At 36.3% G+C, this 13,013-nt stretch carries 10 protein-coding genes and 1 tRNA gene; 4 read left to right on the top strand and 7 right to left on the bottom strand.

Annotation, left to right across the window (positions count from 1 at the left end):
* Complete coding sequence (locus EGI26_RS15300; protein WP_255079737.1) at nt 1-1,632, top strand: DUF1501 domain-containing protein; 1,632 nt, start codon at nt 1-3, stop codon at nt 1,630-1,632.
* Nucleotides 1,633-1,639: 7 nt separating this feature from the next.
* On the opposite strand, the gene EGI26_RS15295 is transcribed toward EGI26_RS15300, so the two are convergent.
* From EGI26_RS15295 to EGI26_RS15285, 3 genes are all read right to left on the bottom strand, one after another.
* Complete coding sequence (locus EGI26_RS15295; RefSeq protein WP_255079736.1) at nt 1,640-4,054, bottom strand: M56 family metallopeptidase; 2,415 nt, start codon at nt 4,052-4,054, stop codon at nt 1,640-1,642.
* A gap of 12 nt (nt 4,055-4,066) precedes the next feature.
* Nucleotides 4,067-4,429, bottom strand: coding sequence for a BlaI/MecI/CopY family transcriptional regulator (locus EGI26_RS15290; RefSeq protein WP_255079735.1), 363 nt, complete (start codon nt 4,427-4,429; stop codon nt 4,067-4,069).
* Nucleotides 4,430-4,602: 173 nt separating this feature from the next.
* Complete coding sequence (locus EGI26_RS15285; protein ID WP_255079734.1) at nt 4,603-5,799, bottom strand: anhydro-N-acetylmuramic acid kinase; 1,197 nt, start codon at nt 5,797-5,799, stop codon at nt 4,603-4,605.
* Between the two features lie 152 nt (nt 5,800-5,951).
* Between EGI26_RS15285 and EGI26_RS15280 the strand changes: the two genes are divergently transcribed.
* Nucleotides 5,952-7,397, top strand: coding sequence for a hypothetical protein (locus EGI26_RS15280; protein WP_255079733.1), 1,446 nt, complete (start codon nt 5,952-5,954; stop codon nt 7,395-7,397).
* Here EGI26_RS15280 and EGI26_RS15275 read toward each other — a convergent pair.
* Nucleotides 7,394-8,719 carry a (Fe-S)-binding protein gene (locus EGI26_RS15275; protein WP_255079731.1) on the bottom strand — a complete coding sequence of 442 codons (1,326 nt, stop codon included), beginning with the start codon at nt 8,717-8,719 and terminating at the stop codon, nt 7,394-7,396. The two genes, EGI26_RS15280 and EGI26_RS15275, sit on opposite strands and share 4 nt — an antisense overlap.
* Nucleotides 8,720-8,907: 188 nt before the next feature.
* Between EGI26_RS15275 and EGI26_RS15270 the strand changes: the two genes are divergently transcribed.
* A tRNA-Phe gene (locus EGI26_RS15270) sits at nt 8,908-8,980 on the top strand.
* Between the two features lie 247 nt (nt 8,981-9,227).
* Nucleotides 9,228-10,109, top strand: a complete 882-nt coding sequence (locus EGI26_RS15265; RefSeq protein ID WP_255079730.1) for a PIG-L family deacetylase — start codon at nt 9,228-9,230, stop codon at nt 10,107-10,109.
* A 2-nt stretch (nt 10,110-10,111) separates the two neighbouring features.
* On the opposite strand, the gene EGI26_RS15260 is transcribed toward EGI26_RS15265, so the two are convergent.
* The 3 genes from EGI26_RS15260 to EGI26_RS15250 are packed head-to-tail and all read right to left on the bottom strand — an operon-like array spanning nt 10,112 to nt 12,957.
* A complete protein-coding gene (locus tag EGI26_RS15260) occupies nt 10,112-10,948 on the bottom strand; it encodes a phytoene/squalene synthase family protein (protein WP_255079729.1) in 837 nt (278 codons plus the stop codon).
* Between the two features lie 14 nt (nt 10,949-10,962).
* Nucleotides 10,963-12,423: an NAD(P)/FAD-dependent oxidoreductase gene (locus EGI26_RS15255; RefSeq protein WP_255079728.1), complete on the bottom strand. Its 1,461-nt coding sequence runs from the start codon at nt 12,421-12,423 to the stop codon at nt 10,963-10,965.
* 15 nt (nt 12,424-12,438) lie between these two features.
* Nucleotides 12,439-12,957, bottom strand: coding sequence for an RNA polymerase sigma factor (locus EGI26_RS15250; protein WP_255079726.1), 519 nt, complete (start codon nt 12,955-12,957; stop codon nt 12,439-12,441).
* Nucleotides 12,958-13,013: the final 56 nt, after the last annotated feature.

The following is a 13,013-nucleotide window of genomic DNA, read 5'->3' as shown; positions in this document are numbered from 1 at the left end:
ATGATAAAAAGAAGAGATTTCATAAAGCAATCCACCATGGGTGTTGGGGTAGTTACCAATCTATCTCTTGGCAAAATGCGTGTGAGTGCATTTGATCCATCCAATGTCAATACCGAAAACGATAATATTCTTGTAGTTATTCAACAGTTTGGCGGCAACGATGGCATGAACACCATCACTCCTTACGAGTGGGAGTCTTATTACACACTTTACAGACCCAAGCTTCATATACCAAGAAACGTTGTGGAGCCTATCAGCAAAGACCTTGGCATGGCCATGCACCCCAACCTCAAACGAGGGCCTAAAAACGGGATGTTGGGCATGTTTAATTCAGGCAAATTGGCAGTAATGCATGGGCTCGGTTATCACAATCCCAACTATTCTCATTTTAGATCTACCGATATTTGGCTTAGTGGAATAGCTCCCAACAACGATACAGAACCTTTAAAAACGGGTTGGTTGGGTAGGTATTTTGATAGAGGAAGGCCATCAGAGAAAAGCGACAGCCCATTTTGTTTGCAAATAGGGCAGAATCCCTCGCTTATGTTTTTGGGAGAAAGCGGCGAAAAATCAATAGTTTTAGAAGATGCAGAGCAGCTCTACAGCCAAGCTCAGTCGGTGGAGTCCAACAAAATAAATGTTGGCGGATCAGCCTATTTTCTGAATGAATTTGATTATATAAACAAAGTAGGTTTAGAGGTAAACGAATATTCTAGAGTAATAAAGACAGCGTTTGATAATGGAAAAAACATTGAAAAATATGCTGATCAACCGCTTTCGAATCAACTCAAATTGGTGGCGAGACTCATCAATGGCGGACTAAAATCTAAGGTATATTTTGTAGAGCATCATGGCTATGACACGCACTCAAATCAGGGTGTATTAGACGGTGTTCATTCTAGATTATTGGCCGAACTGAGCGAAGCCATCAGTGCGTTTCAGTCTGATATAGAGCAACTTGGCCATGCATCTAAAGTTGTAGGAATTACCACTTCGGAGTTTGGGAGGAGGCCGTATGAAAACGGAAGCTTAGGTACAGACCACGGCACGGCAAACATTGGCTTTGCATTTGGAGAGGGAGTAAAAGGTGAAATATTTGGGTATCATTTTGCTTTTTTGCCTTTCAGAGACTTTCAGAATTTGTGGTTTCGTACAGACTTTCGAAGTATTTATTATGAAATAATGGTGAGTTGGTTTGGGCAAACGGCAGAATATGCACAGTATGTTTTAGGGTCAAAATTTGCCTATATAGAAGAGAAAGGATTCCTAAAATCTACCAAGCAGGATATCACTTTGCCACCACCACCAGATGTGCCCAAGGTAAGTCAGGATATAAATAATCCTGAGAATCCGATGAACCCGAAAAACATAACCGAACAAGATAAATTTACACTCTATCCTAATCCTGTGCAGGGCAACACTGCTTTCTTGAATATGCGGCTGTATTTTCAAGGTGCAGTGCGGATTGTTCAGACTTATGTAAACGGCCAAGAAATGGGTTTAATACACGAAAAAACCTATCAAGCAGGCCTGCACAATGTATTTCTAGAGCTCAAAGGCGGTCCAGGGCTTTATCTGCTTCGTATAAAAGTCGGCAAGAGGAATCACTTTGTTAAGTGTTTGAAGATATAGTTTAGTTCTAGTCAAAGGTGTTATAGGTTTTTAATGATACGAAACCATCATAATTATTAAGAATCTCCCCATATAATTTACTATCCTCTCTTGTTATTTTCGGACTAGCTTTTCCTTCTAAAATACTGATGGTGGAGTTTGCTAGTTCCTTCTCGCTTATTGGTTTACCATCTAACATAAATAGAATCTTACTACTCTTCTTGAAGTCAAATTCAAAGAAGACACTTTCCATGTTTTCTCTGTGAACTACTACTCTATTTAAAGTATTTCCATTAAGATCTTCAAATTCAATCCTTTGGATTCTTTTCTTTGGTAGGTTAAGGTGCTTAACAATCACCTCTTTTTCAATTAATATTTCTTTTTCACTCGTTAGAACAAAATCTTGCATCGTCAGTAATTCAAAATACCCATCGCTGGCTTTTTCTCCATATTTCTTGAGGGCTGTTTCATTTTCAGGTCTGAGAATTTTAGGCATTAAGCAAACTTTTGGATTTATTCTTGTCAGAATTTCTGCTGGATATTCTTTGCCATTAATAATAACCAAAGGATTTTCTCCTAAAAAATTGGTCTCATATACGGTTCTTATCTCTTTTTTCTGATTTAAAGTTGTAACCTTTTCAACTATTTTACTACCAAGTATTTCATACTTTCCTGACTTTTCCATGGCTTTAAACCAGGAATTATTCAAAGATATTTTAGTTTCTTTGGTTTTCAAGATTCCTTCGAAAACCAATGATTCATCCATTCTGTGAGGTTTTGAATTGGTTTCGCTTTTTAGTTTTATCCAATGACGCATTTCCTCCAAAGCAAAGGTTTGACTTTGGTTTCCGAATAACACTTTTGCTTTCGTTAAATTCCCCTTTAGGTCAGTTTCGAGAGCTTTTAATTCAAATTCAAATCCATTCTCAGAGAAATATGCCTTGGCTTCTTCTGCGGCTTTTAAAGTCAGTTTATCTGGATAAACTGTGAAATTAATCACATCGGAGCTATGGCTGATGATTGACGATTCGGAGTTTATGCTGAAAGTATTGTGTTTACTTTTGGGCAAATTGCTTTTGTTTACCAATAAATCTTTAGATCCAAAGATGACAGAAATTTGAGATTTTTTGAAGTTTCTATCATAAGCTTCGATGTTAAAAAAAGCACCATTTTCTCCCATTTTTCTGTAATTTTTCATATCAAAAACCTCAGATTGAGTCATTTCTTTGGTTTTCAAATGTTTGATGACCAACCCTAATTTTGTAAGATTTCCATCAGAATCTGTTTCTTCTTCAGTAATGATTAATTCAAGATTTCGCTTTTTAAATTCTTTGTTTACTTCTTTTATCGTGTTTGTTGTCAGTGAGTTAGGGTTTACTTCATAATGAAATCCATTATAGTTTACAGTGGTCAGGTGATTCAGCGTGATGTTGCTTGGTGACATTCGCAATGACTTTCCAAAGCCCCAAGTGGTATAGTTTTTATCTGCTTTTAACGTTAATGGATAAGTTTTTACATCGACTTTGTTTACAATTGCAGTATCAGTTTTGTCTTTAAATACCGTTACAGTTTTTTGTTTAGCGAATGCCATTATGGCCAGAGCTAACACAGGAACACAGATAGAATAGAGTGATTTTTTCATTTTTACAGTTGGTTTTGTGAATAAGAAATTTATCCTTTCTGAAAGTGGTAATTTGCCTATTTGATGAACAAACTCGAATTTATTTGACACACAAAGTTTTAAAAGTAAATTGGCGTATTCTTTTGAGTCATGAGTTTTGGCAATCGCCTCATCTACCTCAAACTCGTGTATTTCCTTTAGAGAATTTTGGATGAAATAAGCTACGGGGTTGAACCAAAAGAATACTTTGTATAAAGCTGTAATTAGGAGGTCGATGCTATGGTGTTTTTTAAAGTGCAATTCTTCGTGCTTAATCACCAATGTTTTTTCGAGTGGATTTAGGTTTGTGGCATCTATAAAAATGTTGTTAAAAAAAGAAGCATTTGTAAACTGGTCAGTAGCATCAAAGATTTTCAAATTTCCATCCTTTTCAAAAGACATTTTTGAAATTATGGACCCAATTTTCAGTATGTTTTTTAGAAAAATGAAAGCAAAAACAAATACGCCAATTGTATATAAAATTAACAAAATTTGAGCTGACGAAACTGATGTGTCCTCAATTTTTGCTCCTTCTGTGAATGGTTTTTGTGGAGTTGTAACCTCGAAAGTCTCTATAGTTTGCTGATTTGCAGGGGCAGATTGTGGTTCGTAGTATTTTATGATTTCTTTTTCGAAAGTTAAAATTGGTATAGCTATGCTTAAAGCCAAAGAAATCAACAAATATAATCGGTTGATTGTATGAAATGTGAATTTACTGAAAATGAAATAATATAGTCCGTAAAAGACCGTCATGCAAACTGAGGATTTTAGCAGGAATTCCATGATGGATTATGTTTAAAAATTGTCAATCATTCGTTTTATTTTATCTATCTCCTCGTTCGTTATATTTTCTTTTTTTACCATAAAAGAGAGCAAACTTTCAGGAGAATTGTCAAAATAATCAGCAAATACTTTTTTGAAAGTTACCTCTTTGTATTGCTCTTTTGTAATAATCGGGAAGTATTCATGGGTTTTACCATAAGCCTTGAATCCCAAAAAGCCCTTACTTTCTAAAAGCCTCACCACCGACGAAATGGTGTTGTAGGGTGGTTTGGGTTCGTCTGGTAATTTTTCAATAATATCTCGAACTAGGCATTTGCCTATATTCCAGATTATTTGCATTATTTTCTCTTCTGTTTTTGTAAGTTCTTCTATCATGAAGTAAATGTAAAACTAAAAATCCAGTTTTACAACTGTTTTTTCAGTTATTTAATTTAAAATTCAGTTTTTTAAGCTTAATGTGCTTATAATGAAAGTATTAAATCTTTAAATTGGGTAGAATGAAGATAATATTTCTCTTTCAATGTGCTAGAGCTAGCTACAATGAATCCTCAGCTAAAAAAACTGACCTTGCCCATACTTACACTTGGTACACCTTTCCTTTTCCCAAAGTCGGTTTCGCCACCACATAGAGCTTCGTTGGCTAGCGTGGCAAAAAGTACGGCTTCTTTAGCGTCTCCATCTATGCCAATGTCGTCTGTTTTTAGAAATTTTGTATTCGGCATTTTCTTTTGTAAAAAACTTACAATCAATGGGTTGTGCATACCACCACCACTCATAAATACCTCAGAAGGTAATTCGTTTTCTGAAATCGAGAAAACACAATCCGTTATGGTTTCGGCAGTAAGTTGGCAAAGCGTGGCCATGATGTCTTCTTTAGAAAGCTCTTTTGAGTTAGTTTTTTCTAATGCGGATTTTAAATAGGCTAAATTAAAAACCTCTGGCCCAGTAGTTTTGGGTAATTTCCCTTTAAAAAAATCGTGGTTTTTTAATTCTAAAAGGAGGGTTTCTGATACTTTTCCTTTTGAGGCTATTTCGGCATTGTTGTCGTAAGGAATCCCGAAATGCTTTTGCACATAAGCATCCATGATGGTATTTCCTGGACCTGTATCGGTGGCAAAAACTTTTTCAGGATTTAAATCTCCGCTCAAGAACGTGAAGTTAGATATACCGCCCATATTGAGCAAGATTCTGTTTTTACCTTTTTCCGAGAAAATTAGATAGTCGCCATAAACCGCCAAGGGAGCACCTTCACCTCCTGCAGCACAATGTTTTTGCCTGAAGTCAGACCACGTAATAATGCCTGTTTTGACGGCCAAATGGTCGCCATCGCCTATTTGTAGCGTTGCGTTTGGGAATTTCTCTATTTTATGTTGGATTTTGGGAGCATGAAAAACTGTCTGTCCATGGCTGGCGATACAATCGACGTCAGAGTTTGGAATTCCCCATTTCGCCAAAAGTTGATTCACTATTTCTCCATGAAGGTTGCCAATCCAAGGATTTAGCACGCAGAGTTGCTGAAAATCAATTTCTTTTTTCGCAAATATCTTTCTGATTTCAACTTTTACATCTTCTCCAAAAGGTACTGTTTCAAATTTCAATACCTTGACTTTCGTATCCAATCCGCTTCCTTGGTACTCACAAAGTGCCACATCCAGCCCATCCATAGAAGTACCCGACATCAAGCCAATGATTTTTCTCGTTGGCTTTTGTGCTATTTCATATAGTTTTTGGATGTTTTTGTTCATTTTCCTAAGAGTTCTTCGACAAATATAATTTTAAGTAATGAATATTTAAGTTTTGTATTCCTAATTAACCAAGTATTTTAAATACATTTCGTTAACATGGTCTTATTAAATGGCGTAATTTTTGCTAGATATTAAATAAAAACTGAATCCAAATGTTAAAGTATTTTATTCTATTGTTCTTTTTATCATTTCGAACCTTCTCCCAAATAAATAGTACTGAAATCGTTTGTAATAATTCAGATTATCAGCATAGTAATGCTTCTTATAAAGACAAAAACGGCAATGAATACCTTCTATATACTTCGGAAAATTCAATCGATAGTACATATTCAATGATACTTCAAAAATGGGATAAAAATGATTCTAAGGTTTTCCAAGACTGCGGAGTAAAGTTATTATCAGTCAGTAGAAACAGTTTAAACGATCCTGAAAAAAGAAATTATTTTAATTATCCAATTAGTGCAAATATTCAAGTTGATGATTCTTCAAACATTTTGGTAGTATTAAATATAAATACCAGTGCATTCAATCTAGATTCTTTATTTACTTTAAGTGACATTTATCTTTTTAAGTTTGATTCGCTCGGGGTCTCAAAGTGGGACTCTATGGGTATTAAATTGAATACTGATGTTTTAAATGGTACTGTTGAAAATTTTGAAACTTTAAAAAATGGCAGTTGTCATGTATTACTTACTTCTAAATTATTTTATCCAAATAGCATAACTGAATCCAAATATATTATTGTAAATAATAAGGGGAATAGGGTTTACGAAAATAACCAAGCAATTGTAGTAGAAAGGACATATAGCCAAAGTTATAGTTTTTTAAAGGATTTTTACTTGTTCAAATTAAATGATGTAATTTTTGTGTCTAGCTTGATTTATAACTCAACTACCGAATTTACAATTAGTACAAGAAAATTCTATCCTTCAGGAACATTTGATGAATCATCAATTGATATTATCACTGATGAATACTCTTTAAATAGAATTGATATTCAAGGTGAGAATGTGATGGTTATTTCTCAAAAAGATTCTAAGGGCGAAATCAGAAAATTTAATTTTATTGATGGATTTGATGAAACACCAACATTCGTTATTGAGAAAATGCCAGAAGAGATATTTACAAATAATCAATATCTTATATATGCAGTTGGTGATAGTATAAATATTTTAAATCGAATTCAGAAGGTTGATTCTTCTGGTATAAAGTATTTTGGATTAGCAGGCATTCCAGTTAAAAATAGCTTAGTAAGTTGGTCTGAAGCTTCTAATGCAAACGACTTTCTCCTATTTCCAGATTCCTCAATTGGCTATGTGCAAACACACAATACAATATTAGGTACAAATGCAGGCTTTATAACATATCTAAAACTTACAAATAAAAATAAGATTCAACATTCTGAATTAAAAGTTAATGATCCATGTGAAGATGTGAATGAATATCTTATTAAGGCGTTTATCGATGATAAAGATAGCTCGTTGAATTTATATTACTACCAAGTTAACAGACCAATTCTCAGGCAAAACTTTTATAATTTTCCTTTGCCGCCAGCTACTTTTTGTCCACCAATTAGCGTACAAATTAACAGAAATTAATCCTCCTTCGCCCAATCAAATCGCTGGTCAGGAGAAAATTTCCAAGGAGCCATGTTGGTTTCAAGATTTTGAAACATCATGTTCCAGCTTTGAGGGGCTTGGCTTTCTTCCATTACACGGTAGCGGCGTAGTTGCAAGATAATATCAAGCGGGCTAATCATCACAGGGCATTCCTGCACGCAGGCGTTGCAACTTGTGCAAGCCAATATTTCTTCGTCTGTGACATAGTCTCCCAGCAGTGATTTCTCGTCTTTGTACTCGTTGCCATTTTTTATCCAGCCTTTTTGGATGTCTTCTAATCTATCTCTGGTGTCCATCATTATTTTACGAGGCGAAAGAGCCTTACCTGTAATATTAGCAGGGCAGGCGGAGGTGCAGCGGCCGCATTCAGTGCAGCTGTAGGCATCCATCAGGTTTTTCCAAGTGAGATCTTCCACATCTTTTGCACCAAATCGACCTACTTCTGCTGGAGTTTCGGGAGCTTGTTCTAGACCCAACATTATTTTCACTTCCGTACTTACGGTTGGCATGTTGCTCATTTTGCCTTTTGGATTGAGGTCCGAAAAATATGTATTCGGAAACGCCAAAGCTATGTGGAGGTGCTTAGAATAAGTAACATACAAGGCAAAAGCCATAATGCCCAATATATGAAACCACCAAGCCGCTCTCTCAGCAAAGATGAGCATACCATCAGAGAAGTTATCCATAATAGGCACCAACCATTGGCTGATTACAAAAGAACCCGTAATGGCCTCAGCAAAATGACCCACACCTCGGCTTTGTAAAACTGCATCTGCGGCGTTCATTTTTAAAAATGCGGCCATCAATATAATCTCGAAAACCAAGATAATGTTACCATCTTTCACTGGCCAGCCTTTCATTTCACGGTGGCGGCTTTCCTGCAAACGCTCCACTTTGGTTATGTTTCTTCTGATTAAGAACACCACACAAGCAACAATTACCGCCAAAGCGAGTATTTCAAAGAAATTTATCAAAAACGAATAAAGTCCACCCAAAGGCTCTAGAAATATACGATGTGTACCTAAAAGTCCGTCCAAAACGATTTCTAGCACCTCAAGATTGATGATTATAAAGCCAACATAAACTGCTAAATGCAGAATGGCCACCATGGGTTTGGCAAACATTTTTTTCTGTCCAAAAGCCAGCAAAAGCATATTTTTTAGCCTTTGACCAGGGTTATCGTATCGGTTTTCAGCTTTTCCCAACAGTATGGTTTTCCTAATCAGGTTTACTCTGCGACCAATAAAATATGCAGCAGTGGCTAATGCAATCAAAAACAGAATTTGAGGAAGAATATTCATAATGTCTATATTTAGAATAATAGTATGCGTGCATACCATATACAAATATCAAGAAAAAGTGTAACAAAACAAACGGTCTAAAAATAATTTATTTTTTTTTAGTTGAAATTTGTTATTAAAAACTTTTTCCCTAATTTTGCAGTCCCAAACGGGTATCGATACACATCGGTAGGTGGTGAAATCACTTTGGTGATGTAGCTCAGTTGGTAGAGCAAAGGACTGAAAATCCTTGTGTCGGCGGTTCGATTCCGTCCATCACCACAGAAGTCGACTCGAAAGAGTCGACTTTTTTTGTGCCTTTTGAGTGGCTGAATCCTATTTTTTCTCATACAACTTATATCTTTATCTTAATAGGCATTCTCAAATTTTATAGTTTCAATTTCCCTATACACGAAACTATTTTCAATTTTCCTAACAAGTCCATTCTATATTCGCGTTTGCCATTCTCCTAATTTCTTCTAAATTTGTTAAGACAAAAGAATTTTAAGATATTCAACCAATACAAGATATGAAGCTAATTTTCAACTTATTGCTGCTTTTGTTTGTTGGAGCAAACATTTTCGCCCAAGGTCCAAAGGTTCTAATTGTAACAGCTCATCCCGACGACGAAACGATGTTTCCAGCAACCGTTTTTAAGATTACTCGTGAGCTGAAAGGAACTGTAGATTTGGCCTTAATAACAGACGCTTCGGGTGGATATAATGGATTGATAGCTTCAACTTACTATGACAAAAATCTTACGGATTCGGCGACGGGTAGGGTGGCATTACCTCTGCTTCGTAAAAAAGAATTGATGTGTGCTGGAGAAGTGATGGGCATCAGAAATTTTTTCTTTTTTGACCAACTGGATGATTTTTACCAGATAGATCCCAAGCCATTTTTCGAAGGAAAACGTTGGGATATGGCCTTTTGTGAGAAAAAACTGAACAAAATTCTGGAAGACGGAAAATACGATTATGTGTTTTGTTTGGTGCCGAGTGCCGAGCAACATGCTCATCACAAAACAGCCAGTATTTTGGCCATCAGAGCAGTCAGAAACCTAGATTCAGCCAAAAAGCCGATTGTATTGGGTGGTAGGGCTTTGAACAAAAGTTACACATATAGTTTTGATATGTTGGATGGATTTCCCGAGACCAAAGTCTCTACCAAAGCTCCAGTCTTTTATTTTGATAGGTCCTTTGGATTTGGCGAAAACAACAAACACAGCTATATGATAGTGGCAGATTGGGTAAAAGCTTGTCATAAATCACAAAGTGGCGACATGAACGGCTCAATGCACAAAGGCGAATTGGAGACGTTTTGGTATTTCGACATAAACGCAGAAAGTGGCATCGAAGCCACTTCCAAGTTTTTTGAGAAAATTCGTAAGTCGGGTTTTGAAACCAAATAGTATTATAAAACTCCCAAATGCCCTTTTACAAGAGTTTTGGCCAAAAGCGTAAACTTTATAAAGTCTGGCACTCGTACTCTTTGCGTTTGGATTTTAGCTGCCGAGGTTTGTTTGATTCTTTTGAAGAGTTTTAGATAATAAACATAAGCCAAATAGACACCAGAGCGGGCTCCCACGGGTAAGTTTAGGATTCCTCTGAGTGCATTATCAAAGTCAATTTGTATATCTTTCTCGATTTCTCTTTTGGCGTATGCGGAGAAATTACTCATATCTATCTGAGGAAAATACACGCGACCGCGTTCTTGATAATCGCTTTTTAGATCCCTCAAAAAGTTGACCTTCTGAAAAGCTGCCCCAAGGCTTCTTGCATCCGTTTTTAGGCTGTCATATTGCTCTTCATTGCCTTCCACAAATACTTTAAGGCACATTAAACCCACTACTTCGGCAGAACCATAAATGTATTCTTTGTACTTGCTGTCGTCGTACACTATTTGGCCAAGGTCCATTTCCATACTATATAAAAATGCATCGATTAGCTCACGGTCAATTTTATATTGACGTACTATTTTTTGGAATGAATGAAGAATAGGGTTTAAACTTATACCTGTTTCTATGGCTTCGTAGGTATCAGACTTGAACTTGTCCAGGAGATATTTCTTATCAAATTGATGAAAAGTATCTACGATTTCATCGGCAAATCGAACAAACCCATATATTCCATAAATAGGTTCATGAAAACGCTTGGTGAGCGTTTTTATACCCATCGAAAAAGACGTGCTGTAAAGCTCAGTGACGAGCTTACTACATCCGAAAGTTGATTTTTCATACAATGAAAACATTCTTAAACGGGGTTTTAATGATTTTTAGAAATATACTCCCCTACCACTAAGCCCGAAATGAGTGCAGGAGGGACGCCTGGACCTGGGACAGAAAGTTGGCCGGTGTAATACATATTTTTCAAGTTCTTATTTTTTAGTGCGGGTTTAAGAAATGCTGTTTGTAAAAGTGTATTGGCTAGGCCGTAAGCATTTCCTTTAAAAGCATGGTAATCTGCCTTAAAGTCACTCACAGCGTAACTTTTTTTATAAATTACATGGCTTCTGATATCATGATTTACGTATTTCTCTAATCTTTCGATCATGATATCGAAATATTTTTCTCTCGTTTTTTCGTCATCTTCCAAATCAGGAGCAATAGGTATCAATAGAAATAGGTTTTCTTTTCCTTCTGGAGCCACCGATGGGTCGGTTTTGGACGGTGCTGAAACATAAAACAAGGGCTTAGATGGCCACTTGGGATTTTTATAAATCTCATCGGCATGCAAATTGAAATCCTCATCAAAGAACAGGTTATGATGTTCAAGTTTGTCCACTTTGCGGTCTATTCCAACATAATAGAGCAAAGACGATGGGGCCATCAATCGTTTGTTCCAATATTTTTGGCTGTAGTTTCGATGTCCATTCAGCAAACTTTCTGTATGCTCATAGTCAGCACCGCTTACCACCACATCAGCGTAATACACCTGATCTTTGGTAATTATTTTACTTACTACATTATCTACTGAAACAATCTCTTTTACCTCCTGGTTGCTTATAAATTTCACACCTTTTTCTTCGGCCAAACTCACCATGCCTTTAATGATTTCGTGCATGCCGCCCATCGGATACCAAGTACCAAGGGCCATTTCGGCATAATTCATCAAGCTGTATAAGGCGGGAGTATCGTTTGGAGTAGCTCCTAAAAACAATACTGGAAATTCTAAAATCTTCAGTAAATCATCATTTTTGAAGAATTTTCTTAGGTGTTTTCCAAACGATGCAAAAAGGTCTAAACTAATGGCTTTTGTTAAGAGACGAAAATCAAAAAATTCTTTAATAGAGAGAGAAGGCTTCCACACAAATTCACCCATTCCGGTAATGTATTTGTATTTGGCCTCTTCAAAAAATGCATCAAAGCTTTCTCCGCACCCTGGCTCAAGTTTCTCAAAAAGAGATTTAAGGTCCTGCAAATTTGCGGGTAAGTCAACTTCCTTGCCGTTGGTAAGAATGACTTTATAGGATGGGTCGAGTCGGACGAGTTTATAATAGTCAGATGGTTTCTTGCCAAACTCGGCAAAATACCGCTCAAAGACATCTGGCATCCAGTACCAACTCGGACCCATGTCAAACTTAAATCCGGACTCGCTAAAAACCCTCGCTCGGCCACCGAAATCGGCGTTTTTTTCCAAAACTGTCACATCAAAACCTGAACTTGCGAGTTTTGTTGCGGCAGAAATTCCTGCAAAACCAGAGCCAATTACGATTACTTTTTCCAAATCTTTCTCCCTAAATTAAGCCGTTTGTGTATTAGAATAAATCTTGAGTCTATCTTTTAACTCTTTTCTTGCCAAATGTATTCTATTTTTAACAGTACCAATCGGAATCGCCACTTTTTCGGCAATTTCATGATATTTAAAACCATTAAAATACATCATGAAAGGTTCTTTGTAGGTGTCGTCCAATTTTTCAAGTGCTTTGGTGATGTCCTCGTTGGCAAAATTACCATAAGCATCATTTTGAACAATACTGTCGGAGGAGTTTATGTAGTGCAAATTATCACTAGTGTCTATGATGGTATTTTTACGCATCATTCTTTGATAATTCGTTATGAAGGTGTTTTTCATGATAGTAAACAACCATGCCTTTAGATTGGTGCCGTCGGAATATTTGTCTTTATTTAAAAACGCCTTTACCAATGTATCTTGTACCAAATCATTGGCATCGTCATAATTTTTTGTCAACCGCATCGCAAATGGCTTGAGCGTTTTGGTGTTGGTTTGTAAAGCATAATTAAATTCTATCGCAGTCATTTGATTGTTTTAATTTGTTTAAACAAATGTTAAAAAGATTAAACAAAAGAAAAAAT

Source organism: Lacihabitans sp. CCS-44 (assembly GCF_024343735.1).
Lineage (GTDB): Bacteria > Bacteroidota > Bacteroidia > Cytophagales > Spirosomataceae > Leadbetterella.
Note: the sequence above shows the minus strand (reverse complement) of the source record. Positions and strands in the feature narration are given on the sequence as shown.

What these genes read in the sequence shown, in the direction of transcription:
- EGI26_RS15275 (WP_255079731.1), bottom strand. Translation starts at nt 8,719, where the DNA reads ATGAATATTCTTCCTCAAATTCTGTTTTTGATTGCATTAGCCACTGCT.
- EGI26_RS15295 (WP_255079736.1), bottom strand. Translation starts at nt 4,054, where the DNA reads ATGGAATTCCTGCTAAAATCCTCAGTTTGCATGACGGTCTTTTACGGA.
- EGI26_RS15265 (WP_255079730.1), top strand. Translation starts at nt 9,228, where the DNA reads ATGAAGCTAATTTTCAACTTATTGCTGCTTTTGTTTGTTGGAGCAAAC.
- EGI26_RS15260 (WP_255079729.1), bottom strand. Translation starts at nt 10,948, where the DNA reads ATGTTTTCATTGTATGAAAAATCAACTTTCGGATGTAGTAAGCTCGTC.
- EGI26_RS15250 (WP_255079726.1), bottom strand. Translation starts at nt 12,957, where the DNA reads ATGACTGCGATAGAATTTAATTATGCTTTACAAACCAACACCAAAACG.
- EGI26_RS15300 (WP_255079737.1), top strand. Translation starts at nt 1, where the DNA reads ATGATAAAAAGAAGAGATTTCATAAAGCAATCCACCATGGGTGTTGGG.
- EGI26_RS15285 (WP_255079734.1), bottom strand. Translation starts at nt 5,799, where the DNA reads ATGAACAAAAACATCCAAAAACTATATGAAATAGCACAAAAGCCAACG.
- EGI26_RS15280 (WP_255079733.1), top strand. Translation starts at nt 5,952, where the DNA reads ATGTTAAAGTATTTTATTCTATTGTTCTTTTTATCATTTCGAACCTTC.
- EGI26_RS15290 (WP_255079735.1), bottom strand. Translation starts at nt 4,429, where the DNA reads ATGATAGAAGAACTTACAAAAACAGAAGAGAAAATAATGCAAATAATC.